The 14058-nt window shown below is 60.8% G+C and carries 11 protein-coding genes and 3 pseudogenes; 7 read left to right on the forward strand and 7 right to left on the reverse strand.

Translation table 11 applies throughout. The annotated features are described in order from the left end of the window. Positions 1–66 precede the first annotated feature (66 nt). Positions 67–822, reverse strand: coding sequence for an anti-sigma factor (locus tag HT737_RS25655; RefSeq protein ID WP_182404255.1), 756 nt, complete (start codon positions 820–822; stop codon positions 67–69). Further along, positions 819–1325 (reverse strand): RNA polymerase sigma factor, encoded by a 507-nt coding sequence (locus HT737_RS25660; protein WP_047291635.1) that lies wholly within the window; start codon positions 1323–1325, stop codon positions 819–821. The genes HT737_RS25655 and HT737_RS25660 overlap by 4 nt, the downstream gene beginning before the upstream one ends. A gap of 239 nt (positions 1326–1564) precedes the next feature. Between HT737_RS25660 and HT737_RS25665 the strand changes: the two genes are divergently transcribed. The 5 genes and pseudogenes from HT737_RS25665 (at position 1565) to HT737_RS25685 (ending at position 7044) form a co-directional block, all read left to right on the forward strand. Next, the gene (locus HT737_RS25665) at positions 1565–3142 is read left to right on the forward strand and encodes an amino acid adenylation domain-containing protein (RefSeq protein ID WP_182404256.1); all 1578 of its coding nucleotides are present in this window, start codon (positions 1565–1567) and stop codon (positions 3140–3142) included. Then, entirely contained in the window at positions 3139–4473 is a 1335-nt protein-coding gene (locus tag HT737_RS25670; RefSeq protein ID WP_182404257.1) for a hypothetical protein, read from the forward strand. Before HT737_RS25665 ends, HT737_RS25670 begins: the two co-directional genes overlap by 4 nt. A 50-nt stretch (positions 4474–4523) precedes the next feature. Further along, a pseudogene (locus HT737_RS25675) lies at positions 4524–5290 on the forward strand (enoyl-CoA hydratase-related protein). 117 nt (positions 5291–5407) lie between these two features. Next, positions 5408–6502, forward strand: coding sequence for a catalase family peroxidase (locus tag HT737_RS25680; RefSeq protein WP_182404258.1), 1095 nt, complete (start codon positions 5408–5410; stop codon positions 6500–6502). After that, on the forward strand, positions 6499–7044 hold the full coding sequence (locus HT737_RS25685) for a cytochrome b (RefSeq protein WP_121184739.1): 546 nt from the start codon (positions 6499–6501) through the stop codon (positions 7042–7044). The genes HT737_RS25680 and HT737_RS25685 overlap by 4 nt, the downstream gene beginning before the upstream one ends. Here the strand turns inward: HT737_RS25685 and HT737_RS25690 are convergent. Further along, a pseudogene (locus HT737_RS25690) lies at positions 7041–8241 on the reverse strand (MFS transporter). The gene HT737_RS25685 and the pseudogene HT737_RS25690 sit on opposite strands and share 4 nt — an antisense overlap. A gap of 149 nt (positions 8242–8390) precedes the next feature. Continuing rightward, positions 8391–9542 carry a M14-type cytosolic carboxypeptidase gene (locus HT737_RS25695; protein WP_047291650.1) on the reverse strand — a complete coding sequence of 384 codons (1152 nt, stop codon included), beginning with the start codon at positions 9540–9542 and terminating at the stop codon, positions 8391–8393. A 98-nt stretch (positions 9543–9640) separates the two neighbouring features. Here HT737_RS25695 and HT737_RS25700 point away from each other — a divergent pair, with 98 nt between their 5' ends. Then, positions 9641–9805: a hypothetical protein gene (locus tag HT737_RS25700; RefSeq protein ID WP_182404259.1), complete on the forward strand. Its 165-nt coding sequence runs from the start codon at positions 9641–9643 to the stop codon at positions 9803–9805. Positions 9806–10025: 220 nt separating this feature from the next. Here HT737_RS25700 and HT737_RS25705 read toward each other — a convergent pair whose 3' ends face one another. Further along, entirely contained in the window at positions 10026–10364 is a 339-nt protein-coding gene (locus tag HT737_RS25705) for a DUF6124 family protein (RefSeq protein ID WP_003223691.1), read from the reverse strand. A 131-nt stretch (positions 10365–10495) separates the two neighbouring features. On the opposite strand from HT737_RS25705, the gene HT737_RS25710 reads away from it, so the two are divergent. Continuing rightward, complete coding sequence (locus HT737_RS25710; RefSeq protein WP_047291652.1) at positions 10496–11155, forward strand: LexA family transcriptional regulator; 660 nt, start codon at positions 10496–10498, stop codon at positions 11153–11155. 39 nt (positions 11156–11194) lie between these two features. On the opposite strand, the pseudogene HT737_RS25715 reads toward HT737_RS25710, so the two are convergent. Both HT737_RS25715 and HT737_RS25720 read right to left on the reverse strand, forming a co-directional pair. Next, positions 11195–13145, reverse strand: a pseudogene (locus HT737_RS25715) (acetyl-CoA carboxylase biotin carboxylase subunit). Further along, on the reverse strand, positions 13145–13960 hold the full coding sequence (locus HT737_RS25720) for a gamma-carboxygeranoyl-CoA hydratase (protein ID WP_182404260.1): 816 nt from the start codon (positions 13958–13960) through the stop codon (positions 13145–13147). Before HT737_RS25720 ends, HT737_RS25715 begins: the two are co-directional and overlap by 1 nt. Positions 13961–14058 lie beyond the last annotated feature (98 nt).

Here is a 14058-nt window from a genome sequence, read left to right on the forward strand (position 1 = left end):
TATTCAGGCTTGGCTGATACACCGTATTCGCGAGCAAGCTCGCTCCCACAGGGGATTTGTGGGCTCTCAGAATTGCAGTGATTGTCTCAATTGCTGCGCCGCCGGCGAGTCTGTCGGGCTGACCATCGCATAGTTGTACCCGCCGCCGGACCAGTAATCGGCCTGCAGATCGCCGTCGCTGCGGCTGCCGCGTGGCAGGAAGGTGTTTTTCGGCCCCGGTGGCCGCACGTAGAAACTGACCTTGTGACCGCTGCGATCCTCATACATCACCATCGCCGCCGGACCTTCGTCGGTGCTGAGCAGACGGCCGCTGACCGGTTCGAAGCCGGCGGATTTCAGATCCGGCAAGCGACTGGCCTGAGTGAAATACCGATCGAGCCAATGCTGCATGTCGCCGTCACTGTCGACTTTATAGTCCGCCGGCAATATTCCCTGCTGTGCAATCAGTCGATAGGCCTGCAAGGCATCGGTCATTGGCAGCACAGAGGCGCGCGCGAGGGTCATTTCCCGCGCCTGCCAGCCACTGAAACCACCGAGGCCGACCGCGATCAGCAATACTGCCGCGCTGGCCAGATGACGCCGTGATTGACGCTTGAGACGCTGGCGAATCTGCGCCGGATCCAACTGCGGATTCGCCGGTTGCTGCAACGCACCGCCCAGCGCAGCGCGCAATTGTTGGGCATCCTGCTGCCAGGCGCGAACCTGTGCGGCGGTGTCCGGATGATTGGCCAGCCAGGTGTCGAGGATGCGCCGATCGGCCTCGCTGAGTTGATGGTCGACGTACGCGTGCAGGTCGCGTTCGCTGGGGGGCATGCTGATCATTTGAGTATCCGCAAGGAAGGGCTGCTGATTTCGCCTTCGCTGAGCTGGCGCAAGGCCTGACGAGCGCGGGACAGACGCGACATTACCGTGCCGCTGGGGACGTTAAGGATTTGCGCGACTTCCTTGTAGCTCAAGCCTTCCACCGAAACCATCAACAGCAGGGCTCGCTGTTCAGCAGGCAGGCGATCGAAGGCTTGCAGGGTCGATTGGGCGATGACCGTGCGCTCGGTCGAGGGCTCGGCGTCATCGCGACCGGTGAAGAATTCGAGCATCCGCGCATAACGACGGGAGCGCCGATGGGCGTCGAGAAACTGCCGATAGAGAATTGCGAACAGCCATGCACGCACGTCACCCTCGGCGCGTTTGCTGCTCCAGCCGGACAAGGCCCGTTCAAGGCTGGCCTGCACCAGATCGTCGGCGCTGGCGCCATTGTGCGTCAGAGACAGGGCGAAGCGCCTCAGACGGGGAATCAACTCACGCAGGTGTTCGTCGAGTGTGTTCATGGAAAGCGGCATGCCTGGGGTAGAAACGGCGGTATTGATTAGCAAGACGCCGCTTGCTGCAGGTTATTCCATGAATCTGCGTGAAAGTTTTTTTTCTTAATTGAGTAGGAAAGTTCGTCGCGTTTTGTAGTCAGCGTAATAATGTTGCATGTCCCGGCTCAACGGGTTCGACATGCGCAGGCAGGCAACCTCGCCGAATGCGCTCTGTCGCCCGATGAGATCAAGGGGGACCTTTTTTTATGCAAGCTTTCGCAATTTCCAACCAGCCGCAATCCCGTGCGGGAATTGATAGTTCATGGCAACGTTTTGGGTGTGGCCCGAAAGCCACACCGGCATTTGCTCTGATTCACCACGCCATTGAGGCGCAAGCGGTGCGCATGCCCGAGGGCATCGCGGCTCACTGTCGGGGCGAGACAATCACCTATGGCGAATTGAACCGGCAGGCCAATCGCCTCGCCAGGCATCTGCTTGAGCAAGGGGTGGCCGCTGGCGATCATGTCGCGCTGTTTGTCGAGCGCTCGATTCCTATGCTGGTGGGGATGCTGGCAACACTGAAAATCGGCGCTGCCTACATTCCTCAGCATGTGGGGATCACACCGACGCACCAGTTGCAGCACATCATGAAGGTCGCCCGCACGCGCATCGTACTGACGCTCTCGGAGCTGGCGTGCGCAATCCCGCTGACGGCACTGCAGCACTGCATACACCTCGATACTTTTATCAAGACGCCGTCATCGCAAGCTGATGAGCACAACCCCGCCGGTCAACAGATTTCGGCCGATTCGCTGTGCTTCGTGCTGTTCACCTCGGGCACGACCGGCGTACCCAATGGCGTACGTGTCACGCAACGTAATGTCTGCAATATTCTGCTGACCGCCCCGGGCAACCTCGGTATAGAGCCGGGATGCAAGGTCGGACAAATCCTCAACATTGCCTTCGACATGGCGGCTTGGGAGATTTTCGGGTGTCTGGCCCATGGCGCAACGTTGCTGATTCGCGGCAAGAACATCGCCGCGACAGCCGAGCAGTGTGATGTGCTGATCGCCACGCCGTCGATTCTTGCCACGCTGGAGCCGGAACGTTGCACCCGCGTGAGGGTGGTGGCGCTGGCGGGTGAGCCTTGTCCGCAACCCCTGGCAGATCGCTGGGCATCGTTTTGCCAGTTCTATAACGCCTGCGGGCCGACCGAAACCACCATCGTCAACACCATGCAGCGCTACCGGCAACCAGGCGCCTTGACCATTGGCAAGCCGACGCCGAACAACACCGTGTATGTGCTGGATGAGGCAGGGCAGTTATGCGCGCCCGGTGAGCCGGGCGAAATGTGGGCGGGCGGGGATTGTGTGACGGCAGGTTATCTGGGCAATCCGCAATTGACCGCTGAACGCTATCGCGCTGACCCCTTTCTCGGTGAAGGCCGCATGATGTTCCGCACCCGAGACCTGGGCCGCTGGACGCAGGACGGTGAGTTGGAGCACCTGGGACGGATCGATGACCAGGTCAAGATTCGCGGTTTCCGTGTGGAACTTGACTCGGTTTCCACTGCGCTTGAGGCATCCCCGAGCTGCGAGCGGGCGGTTACGTTGAAACTCGACAATCGCAACCTGGTGGCGTTTGTCTATCCGCGCACCACGGACGTCGTCGCTGCCCGCCATTGCTGCGAACAGCGTTTGGCCTATTACTGCGTGCCGACTCTCATTCTGGCGGTGGACAACATTCCGCTCACTTCCCGAGGCAAAGTCGACAAGCGTCTGTTACTCGAATGGGCCATGGCGCATCAACTGCAGCAGAGCAACGCTCAGGAGGCGGGGCAATGAGTCGGCTGGATGCGGGCCTGGTCTTGCCCCCCCGGCGGGCACTTTGGCGGCGGTTGGGCTCGCTGCCGGTGTTTTCCCACTACAACCGTTTGTTTGCGCTGGTGCTGATCGTCAATGTCGCAGCGTTGGGCCATGGTCTGACCGCTGGGCAATGGTGGACAGGCGACAGTCTCGCATTGCCGACGCTGTCTGGCTGGGTCACGGCGAATCTGTCATTGGCGATTCTGGTTCGCCAGCAGTACCTGATCAATCTGCTGTTCTGGCTCGCAACCCGCGTCCCCACGAGTTGGCCGCTGGCAATTCGGCGCTCGCTGGCCAAGGTTTATCATTTTGGTGGTCTGCACAGCGGTGGTGCGGTTGCCGCGATCGTCTGGTTTGCGCTGTTGTTGGCGGTGATGCTCCAGGATCGATTCGCGGGGCCGGGTACCGTCTCGATGACGCTGTTGGCTGTCAGTGGCAGCCTGCTCGGTGTGCTGTTGTTGATGGCGATCATGGCACTGCCGCGCATTCGCTCGACGTTCCATAACGCGTTTGAACGAACCCATCGTTTTGGCGGCTGGACGGCACTCGGGCTGTTCTGGGTGATGACACTGATCGCCGCCCGTGATCAGAACCCGAAGACGAGCCTGCTGCAGATGCTCGGCGACTCGACCTCGTTCTGGATGCTGCTATTACTGACGTTCAGCATCGTCCTGCCGTGGCTGCGCCTGCGCAGGGTGCCGGTGACACAGGTAAAGCCGTCGTCGCATGTGCTGATTGCAGGATTCGAGCATCTGACGCCGTTCGCCGGATCGTCCACGGCCATCAGCCTCAATCCGCTGTGGGAATGGCATTCATTTGCCAATATTCCTGCGCCGGGCCAGCCTGGTTTTCGCTTGATCATTTCCCGCGCGGGCGACTGGACGGGGCGCTTGATTGATCAGCCATCGACTCATGTCTGGGTCAAGGGCATCACTACCGCAGGTGTTGCCCACATTGAAACGCTGTTCAAGTCGGTGGTGTATGTCGCGACCGGCAGTGGCATCGGTCCGGTGTTGCCGCACCTGCTGGCACAACAAGTGCCGATCCACCTGATCTGGTCAACCCGCAGCCCGCGCAAGACCTATGGCGATGAACTGGTGGACGAAATTCTTCGGGCGCAACCCGGTGCGCATATCTGGGATACCGACCTATCGGGTAAGCCGGATCTGGTGGCGTTGGCCTACGCGGCCGTCCAGGCAACCGGTGCCGAGGCGGTGATCTGCATTTCCAATCAGACGCTGACTGAACGTGTTGTCGAGGAAATGGAGGCGCGAGGTATTGCGGCCTACGGCGCCCTCTGGGACTCCTGACGACCGCGCCTGTGACGTACTGAAATTTTCCCTTGTTTGAAGAGATTGTCATGAACCTGTTGATTGAACGACATGGGCGAGTTGCCTGATTCGACTGAACCGCCCCCAAGCCCGAAATGCGCTGAGCACGTCACTGATGCAGGAGTTGCTGGCGACGTTGCAGTCGCTGGACAGCGATCCGCAGGTGGGCTGTTTCGTCATCACTGGGACGAAGGACTACTTCGCTGCGGGCGCGGATATTCGTGAAATGTACGACAAGAGTTGTGCTGACATGATCCGCGAAGACTATTTCGCCGATTGGGAGGCCTTTTCGCGGCTAAGCACACCGAAAGTCGCAGCGGTTAGCGGTTACGCATTCGGCGGTGGCTGCGAGCTTGCCATGATGTGTGATGTGATCATTGCGGCGGACACCGCGCGATTCGGGTTGCCGGAAATCAGGCTTGGGGTCATGCCTGGAATGGGCGGCACCCAGCGTTTGACCCGCTTGATTGGTCGTGCCAAAGCCATGGACATGATTCTGACCGGACGCTCGCTTGGCGCCGCGCAAGCTGAGCAGGCCGGTCTGGTATCGCGGGTGACCGATTCCGCCGAGGTGTTGCCGCAAGCATTGGCCGTCGCGCAACAGATCAGTGGTTTTCCGCGCACGGCGGTGCGTGCGGCGCGGGAGGCCGTAGACCGCGTTGATGAATCGGGCTTACGCGAGGGCATTGTGTTCGAGCGCCGTTCCTTCCATGGCTTGTTCGCGACGCCGGGGCAACGGGAAGGCATGCGGGCATTTCTGGAGAAGCGTGCGCCTCGATTTGAGCTGGACCGCTAGTGGTTTGAATACGTCGCTCGCGATCAGATGAAAGAAACTACAGTTCAAAGGGAATAACCCTGCGAGACGAACGTCTCATAGCACCTTTCCCTATGGCCGATGGCCCTGGAGTCTTTCATGGTTGATCGCACCTCACCCCCGGGCGGGCCGCAGCGTCCGCCCTTGAGTGGCGCAAGCCTGGTGCTGCGTCTTGGCGGCATCGCGATAGTTGTCGCGGCTGTCGCCGGGGCGTTTGCCTACGTCCACGGTAACCTTGACCCACAACGTCTGACGCCCAAGGCGCTGGTCGATGTGCTGGAGAAAAACAACGGCGTGCATCCCGGGTTCCGTCGCAACCACGCCAAAGGCGTGTGCGTGATCGGGCATTTCGAGAGCAGCGGCGAGGCGCGGGCGTTTTCTGCCGCGCAGGTGTTCAACGAGGCGCGGACTCCGGTGGTCGGGCGCTTCGCATTGCCGGCGGGCAATCCCTACGCCCCGGACAGCAGCGTGCCGATCCGCAGTCTGGCATTGCGTTTCAGTCAGGCCAACGGTCAGCAATGGCGCACCGGGATGAACAGCATGCCGGTGTTCCCGGTCGGCACGCCTGAGGCGTTTTATCAATTGCAGCAGGCGCAGTCGCCGGATCCGGTCACGGGCAAACCGGACCCGTCGAAGGTGCCGGCATTCTTCGCCGCGCACCCGGAAGCCGTGCCGTTCCTGACGTGGGTGAAGACCGCCAAACCCTCGGCCAGCTATGCCACCGAAACCTACAACAGCGTGAATGCGTTCTATCTGGTCAGCGCCAGCGGGCAGAAGCAGGCGGTGCGCTGGAGCGTCACGCCACTGGCGCGCGATGCCGCCGGAGCAACAGCGCCGGAGGGCGCGGATTTTCTGGAAAAGGATTTGGTGCAGCGACTGGCCGAAGGGCCGTTGCGCTGGCAGTTGAACATCACCTTGGCCAACCCCGGTGACCCAGTGAACGATGCAAGCAAAACCTGGCCCGACGGCCGCAAAGTCATCAACGCCGGCACGCTGGTACTGGAGAAGACCCAGCCGCAGCTCAGCGGTGAATGCCGTGACATCAATTACGATCCGCTGGTGCTGCCCGCCGGTATCGAAGGCTCCGACGACCCATTGCTCGCTGCGCGTTCCGCCGGTTACGCCGATTCCTACCTGCGGCGTACCAGTGAAGTCGGCCAACTGCCCGCCGCCAAACAGGAGGCTCGCCCATGAGCACGCAACCGACTCATTTCGCGCTGTTGGCGCGGCTCCTGCACTGGCTGATGGCGGTCATGATCATCGCCATGTTGTTCATTGGCGCCGGCATGGTCACTTCGGTCTCACAGCGGCATGAATGGCTGATTCACCTGCATAAACCGCTGGGGATTGCGATTCTGTTGCTGGTAGTGGTGCGTCTGTTGGTACGCTTTTCCACCCGACAGCCCCCGCTGCCAGCGGATCTGCCGGGTTGGCAAGTGATGGCGGCCAAGGCGTCGCATGTGTTGTTGTACGCTTTGATGCTGGCGCTACCGGTGCTCGGTTGGGCGATGATCAGTGCGTCGGGGGAGCCGGTGATGCTCAGCAATACCTTGCAATTGCCGTCGATCCTGCCGGCCGATGCGCAGGTGTTTGCCATGTTGCGCAAGGCGCATGGTTATCTGGCGTACCTGTTGTTCCTGACCGTGCTGTTACACCTGGCGGCGGCGCTGTTCCACGGTTGGGTGCGCCGCGACGAGGTGCTCGACAGCATGTTGCGTGGTCGCGAGCGCGATTAACCGGCCTGTGTGGCGCACCGCTGCGGCGCGCCACTTTTCAGGGTCAGCCACCAGTAACCCAGCGCCAGCGCATTGATAGCGGCGCCGAGCAGGCACACGCCGCTCCAGCCGGGCCCACGCGTATGTCGCCGTGGAAAGGATTGAACCCACGGCGCTGCCAATCGAGTAGAACAGCATGTAGCCGGCAGTGAGGCGGCTTTGCGCTTCGGGGCGCACGCTGTAGATCATGCTCTGGCTGGTGACGTGTACGGCCTGCAAGCCCAGATCCAGAGTGATCACCCCCAGCAACAGCGCCCATAACGAGGACTGGGTGAGGGCGATTGGCAGCCACGAGGCGAGCATCAGCAGCAGCGACACACCACTGACCCATTGGCCCAGACCGCGATCGGCGAGATGTCCGGCGCGTGCTGCAGCCAGTGCCCCGGCGGCGCCGGCCAGTCCGAACAGGCCGATTTCACTGTGGGACAACGACAGCGGCGGGGCGGCCAGCGGCAGTACCATCGGCGTCCACAGGACCATGGCGCTGGCGAAGGTCAGCAGGGCGAGGATTGCCCGTTGTCGCAGCACCGGCTCTTGTTTGAACAGGCGGAACACCGAGACGATCAGCGCGCCGTAAGCGCTGGACGGTTGCGCGGACTCATGCCTGGGCAGGACGCGTAACAGTAGAAAGGCCATCAGCAGCGTCAGCCCCGCCGACAACAGATAAATCGCCCGCCAGCCGGCCAGATCGGCCATGGCACCGGCCACGGTACGGGCGAGCAGAATACCGACGACGATGCCGCTGGTGACCACGCCGACCACGCGACCGCGTTGCGCCGGGATGGCCAATGTCGCGGCGTAGGCCACCAGCACTTGCGTCACCACGGCGAGCAAACCGGTCAACGTCATGCCGAGCAGCAACCACAGACTGTTGGGTGCCAGCGCAATCATCAGCAGGGCGACTGCCGAGAGCAGGGTCTGGGTGACGATCAGCCGCCGACGGTTGAGCAGATCGCCGAGGGGAACCAGCAATACCAGACCGATGCCGTAACCGATCTGCGTCAGGGTAATGACGATGCCGATGCTTGCCGGTGACATGGCGAAGGCCTCGGCCATGGCGTCCAGTAGCGGTTGCGCGTAATACACGTTGCTCACGGCCAGACCACAGGCAATGGCAAACAGCAGCACCACGCTGCTTTTGAGCGGTTGAGGTTGCATGCCCTGATTCCTTTTTGGGTTTCAAATTAAAACCAGAATCAAAGTAAGTATTCTGGTTTTAATTTGCAACCTTGCCGGTCATGGCATTTGATCGCGCAAAAAAAAAGATCGCAGACAATGCTGCGATCTTCGGGTGGAGCGGGGAGGGATCAGCGCAGGGTGTCGACCATATCGGCGATGGTGGTCAGCACGTCTTTGCCCAACTGTTTCGAGCGCTTGCCCGACCAGCCCGTTTCTTTGTTCGGATGATCGTCGTGATCCTTGAACGGCATTTCCAGGGTCAGCGACAGGCAGTCGTATTTCTGACCGACCGCGTTGCAGGCCAGCGTCATGTTGGCCTGGCCCGGTTCGTCGCGGGTGTAGCCGTACTGGGTCTGGAAGTCCTTGGTGGTGTGCTTGAGGTGCGTGCGGAAATGCTCTTCGAGCTTCTCGATGCGCGGTGTGTAACCCGGGTTGCCTTCACAACCGGCAGTGAACACGTGGGGGATTTCCTCGTCACCGTGTACGTCCAGGAACAGATCGACGCCATACTTTTCCATCTGCTGTTGCACGAAAAGTACCTCGGGGCTGACGTCCTGACTGGCGCTCTGCCAGGCGCGATTTAAATCCTGGCCCATGGCGTTGGTGCGCAGGTGACCGTGGAAGGCGCCGTCCGGGTTCATGTTCGGCACCAGATACAAATCGGCGCTGGCCAGCAATCTGTTCAGCACCGGATCGTCGTGGCGTTCCAGGCGCTCGATCACGCCTTCCATGAACCATTCGGCCATGTGCTCGCCCGGGTGCTGTTGCGCGATAATCCAGATTTTGCGCTGGCTCTCGGCGCCGCTGCCCTTGCGCAGCAACTGAATGTCACGCCCTTCGACGCTCTTGCCGGTGGCCAGCAGTTCGGTGCCGGCCTTGGTCAGCGCCTGCTCGATCAACCAGTCATGACGACCGCGGCTGTAGGGTTCGAAGTAGGCGAACCAGGCGTGGGTTTGTTCGGCTTCAAGGCAAAAGCGCAGGCTGTCACCTTCGAAACTGGTGGGAATGCGGAACCAGTTGACGTGGTCGTAGGAAGCGACAGCCTGATAGCCGGTCCAGGCCTTGTTGTAGGAGGATTGGCTGGCGTTGACCAGGCGAAACCAGTGCTCTTGATGAACATGCAGGCCGCTGGCCTTGAAGTGGAACCACTGAAAATGCGCGCTGCGGGTATCCGGGCGGATGGCCAGAACCGGGTTGAGCGGATTGGAGATGTCGATGACTTGGATGTTGCCGCTGTCGAAGTTGGCGCTGATGTCGAACGAAGATTTGGCCACGGTCATAATCGATTCCTGAATATGATTTTTATGGCGGCTACTTTACACGCAAGACTGAGCTGAGACCGAGGGAAATTGCGGCTTGCGGTAGGGGGGCGTCTTCCGTGACGCGCAAGCAGCTTAGAGACTGTGCGATTGATTCTCAAGTGCTAATTGTCATTGGTTTGCGCCAATCTGGCCGGGCCAAGCTTGCCAAGCGATATTCTTTTGATATTATCCGCGCCATCGAATTGGCAGCACCCACAGACTTCATTAGCCTGAAGCCATAAGCCCGAAAAACGGGCAAAAAAAAGACCCGGCAAAAAGCCGGGTCAAAAACCGTGATTAGCCTGATGAGGAGATAGTCCAGAAGACCGACCTAAGGTCTCTGGTCCATCGACTGATCTCGCGACCAGCTGCTTGCAATAATAATCATTATCATTTGCAAGTCAAACGTTTTTATCTGCGCGATTGGAAAATTCTTTCCTGTCCGCTCACTTCCCGTGTTCGTCAGAGCTGCTCGCCATCAATCGAATGGTCGACCATCGCTCGCGCCATATCCACCATATGCACCACCGAAAAGGCCAGGTCACGGCTCGCGCCCTGCAGGTTTTCGGCTGCCTTGAAGGCGGTGGCCGCTGCGCAACGCAGCAGATCCGACGCATGCACCAGCGCCTCCTCGCCGCTGAGATGGCGTTTCACATCAAAAAAACGCTCATCGACCTCGGGTTCTGACACAGCTGGTTTCAAGTAATAGTCCAGTGCTCGCTGCGCTGCGGCGTTGCCTTGAGGGGAGGTGAACGTGGTGTCCATTTGCAGATCGGGCAAGTCTTTGCTGCTGATATTCATGGTGAAGGGTCACTCCTTGTTCGATTGAAAGTCCGTGCTTTCAGGATAGTACGATGCGTAGTTGTGACCAGAATTTAAATACTACAATATGTGTTTTGCCGGCCGAAGGCGGGGCAAGTAAGGTGCCGCACATGGATAAATGGATTGAGTTGGTCAAGGCCAAGATGAGTGAACTCAAAATCACTCAAACAGAGCTCGGAGAGCGCGTCGGCATGTCCCAGGGCGGCATCGGCCATTGGCTGAACAAACGCCGCGAACCGGGCATCACCCAAATGAACCGCGTGTTGCAGGCGCTGGGCATGGACTTCCTCGAAGTCGTGCTGGTGATCCGTGAACCGCAGGAAGCGGCGGATGACGAAATGCCATTGGCACAGAAGTACAACCCGTACTTCCGCTACCCGGTCAGTGACTGGTCCACCTCGTGCGAAATCCGCGAGAGTGCAGCCACAACCTATGCTCCGACGCAGGACAAGCAGCGCTTCGAACTGACGGATTATCACGCCCGTGGTGCGGCGTTCTGGCTAACGGTGGCGGGGGATTCCATGACCGCACCGACCGGCCAGAGCATTGCCGAGGGCATGCTGATTCTGGTTGATCCGGAGGTGGAAGCGCTGCCAGGCAAACTGGTGATCGCCCAGTGGCAAGGCTGCGCTGAAGCGATCTTTCGCAAGCTGGACGAAGAGGGCGGCCAGCGTTATCTGGTACCGCTCAATCCGACCTGGCCCAAAGCCTTGTTCACCGATGAGTGTCGAATCATTGGCGTAGTGGTTCAGGCCACAGCGCGTTTCTAGCCAGATCGATCCTCGCTCGGCGCAGGATCGATCCTCTGGCTACACGGCTTCCAGTTCAACCAAAGCGCTGCCTTCGCTGACCATTTCGCCTTCCTGGCAATACAGCGCTTTGATCACGCCAGCATGGGGCGCGCGAATGCTGTGCTCCATCTTCATCGCCTCCAGCACCACCAGTTGCGCGCCGGCCTCGACCGATTGCCCGGCCTCCACCAACACCCGCACGATGCTGCCGTTCATGGGCGCAGTCAGACCGCCCTGATGGCTGTGGCTGGCGTCGACGGCGCTGATCGGGTCGTAGGTCTCGATACGGCGCAACTCGCCGTCCCATTGCAGGTACAGCGAATCGCCCTGGCGAATGGCGCGCAAGGTGCGGCGCACGCCGTCGCGCTCGACCACCAGCGCTTCATCGGACAGCGTAGCGTTGCTGGCGCTATTCAGCGTCAGTGCCCGATCCTGACCCTCGCAGCTCAAGTGCAGAGTGATTTCCGCCGGCAGGCCCGCGCGCAAACCTTGGTTCAAGGCCCACGGCGACCCCGGATCATCTTCCCGAACAGCGCTCGGTAAACCCTGTGCAAAAGCCTGTGCTGCGGTCTGCCAGAATTCATCGCTCAGTTCACCCGGAGCAGGCAGCAGCGTTTCCTGATAACGCGGAATGAACCCGGTATCCAGCTCCGCAGCAGCAAATGCCGGATGCGCGATGATCCGCCGCAGGAAGTTGATGTTGGTCTTCAAACCGCCGATCGCGAACTCATCGAGCATGCTCAACAGCCGCAGCCGCGCCTGCTCGCGATCCTCGCCCCAGGCGATCAGCTTGCCGAGCATCGGGTCGTAGAACGGCGAAATTTCATCGCCTTGCTCAACACCGCTATCGACCCGACGCCCTGGTCCCGCAGCCGATTCACGATACAAATCCAGGCGGCCGGTGGCGGGCAGGAAATCATTCGACGGGTCTTCGGCATACAGGCGCACTTCAATCGCATGGCCATTGAGCGGCACCTGATCCTGGGTGATCGGCAACGCTTCGCCGCGCGCCACACGAATCTGCCACGCCACCAGATCGAGTCCGGTGATCGCTTCGGTGACCGGGTGTTCGACCTGCAAGCGCGTGTTCATCTCCATGAAGAAGAATTCGCCGCGCGCATCCAGCAGGAACTCCACGGTCCCCGCGCCGACGTAACCAATCGCCTGCGCCGAACGCACCGCCGCTTCGCCCATGGCGCGGCGCAGCGTCCGGGGTCAGGCCCGGAGCCGGGGCTTCTTCGACGACTTTCTGGTGCCGGCGCTGAATCGAGCAATCACGCTCGTTGAGGTACAGGCAGTTGCCATGCTGATCGGCGAACACCTGAATTTCCACATGGCGTGGTTTGAGCAGGTATTTCTCCACCAGCATTCGCGAATCGCCGAATGACGACTGCGCCTCACGCTGCGCCGAGGCCAGGGCTTCGGCCAATTGGCTGACGTCCTCGACCACTTTCATGCCTTTGCCACCGCCACCGGCCGTGGCCTTGAGCAGCACCGGATAGCCAATACGTGCGCAGGCATCGCGGAAGGTATCGAGATCCTGCGCCTCGCCGTGATAGCCCGGCACCAGCGGCACACCGGCGGTTTCCATCAACGCCTTGGCCGCCGATTTGCTGCCCATCGCGTCGATGGCCGAGGCGGGTGGACCAAGGAAGATCAGCCCGGCCTGTTCAATGGCACGGGCGAAACCAGCGTTCTCCGACAGAAAGCCATAACCCGGATGAATCGCCTGCGCGCCGCTGGCCTTGGCGGCCGCGATCAGCTTGTCGATTTGCAGATAGCTGTCAGCGGCTTTGCTGCCGCCGAGATCAACGCGGATATCTGCTTCCCGGGTGTGCCGCGCTTCGCGGTCGGTGGCGCTATGCACGGCGACGGTGGTCAGGCCCAGCGCCTTGGCGGTACGCATGACCCGGCAAGCGATTTCGCCACGGTTGGCCACCAACAGGGTGGTGAGAACAGGTGCGCTCATCAACGCGGCTCCTTGGGGGTGGTTGCAGCCTGCCAGCTTGGCGGACGTTTTTGCAGAAAGGCGCGCAAGCCTTCCTGGCCTTCAGGGCTGACGCGGATACGTGCGATGGCGTTTTCGGTGTAACGGCGCAACGCCGGGGTCAGCGCACCGTTACCGACTTCGCGCAGCAGATCCTTGCTGGCGCGCATCGCGGCGGGACTGTTGAGCAGCAGGTTGTCGATCCATTGTTCGACCGCTTGATCAAGCTCGGCGGCCGGGTAGCTCTCGGACAACAAACCGATTTCCCGCGCACGCTGTCCGCCGAAACGTTCAGCGGTCAGGGCGTAGCGACGCGCAGCCCGTTCGCCGATGGCCTGCACCACGAACGGACTGATCACCGCCGGGGCCAGGCCGATGCGCACTTCCGACAGACAGAACTGCGCGTCATCGCTGCCAATCGCCATGTCGCAGCAACTGATCAGACCCAGCGCGCCGCCGAACGCCGCCCCTTGCACCACGGCCAGGGTCGGGATTTTCAGCTTGGCGAGGTTGTACATCAGTTCCGCCAGCTCGCGGGCGTCGTCGAGGTTGGTGTGGTAATCGAGCTCGGCTGATTGCTGCATCCACGCCAGATCGGCGCCGGCGCTGAAGTGCCTGCCACGCCCGCGCACCAGCAGGAAACGCAGGCTGGCATCGCTGGCGACCTTGTCCAGCGCCAGAATCAGTTCGCGGATCATCTCTGCGTTGAACGCGTTGTTCTTTTCTTCGCGGCTCAGCCACAGGGTCGCGAAACCCCGTGGATCGCTCTGCAATGCGAGGGTGTTGAAGTCGCTCATATTCTTCCGTCTCCACGGTTCTTGTGGGAGCGAGCCTGCTCGCGAAAGCGGTGTATCAGTCGAAGTATCCGGAGCTGACAGACCGTCTTCGCGAGCAG

This window comes from Pseudomonas sp. MD195_PC81_125 (assembly GCF_014060985.1).
Taxonomy (GTDB): Bacteria; Pseudomonadota; Gammaproteobacteria; order Pseudomonadales; family Pseudomonadaceae; genus Aquipseudomonas; species Aquipseudomonas parakoreensis.

Excerpts from the sequence above, each read along its gene's own strand:
- HT737_RS25655 (WP_182404255.1), bottom strand. The coding sequence starts at position 822 with ATGATCAGCATGCCCCCCAGCGAACGCGACCTGCACGCGTACGTCGAC.
- HT737_RS25660 (WP_047291635.1), bottom strand. The coding sequence starts at position 1,325 with ATGAACACACTCGACGAACACCTGCGTGAGTTGATTCCCCGTCTGAGG.
- HT737_RS25665 (WP_182404256.1), top strand. The coding sequence starts at position 1,565 with ATGCAAGCTTTCGCAATTTCCAACCAGCCGCAATCCCGTGCGGGAATT.
- HT737_RS25670 (WP_182404257.1), top strand. The coding sequence starts at position 3,139 with ATGAGTCGGCTGGATGCGGGCCTGGTCTTGCCCCCCCGGCGGGCACTT.
- HT737_RS25680 (WP_182404258.1), top strand. The coding sequence starts at position 5,408 with ATGGTTGATCGCACCTCACCCCCGGGCGGGCCGCAGCGTCCGCCCTTG.
- HT737_RS25685 (WP_121184739.1), top strand. The coding sequence starts at position 6,499 with ATGAGCACGCAACCGACTCATTTCGCGCTGTTGGCGCGGCTCCTGCAC.
- HT737_RS25695 (WP_047291650.1), bottom strand. The coding sequence starts at position 9,542 with ATGACCGTGGCCAAATCTTCGTTCGACATCAGCGCCAACTTCGACAGC.
- HT737_RS25705 (WP_003223691.1), bottom strand. The coding sequence starts at position 10,364 with ATGAATATCAGCAGCAAAGACTTGCCCGATCTGCAAATGGACACCACG.
- HT737_RS25710 (WP_047291652.1), top strand. The coding sequence starts at position 10,496 with ATGGATAAATGGATTGAGTTGGTCAAGGCCAAGATGAGTGAACTCAAA.
- HT737_RS25720 (WP_182404260.1), bottom strand. The coding sequence starts at position 13,960 with ATGAGCGACTTCAACACCCTCGCATTGCAGAGCGATCCACGGGGTTTC.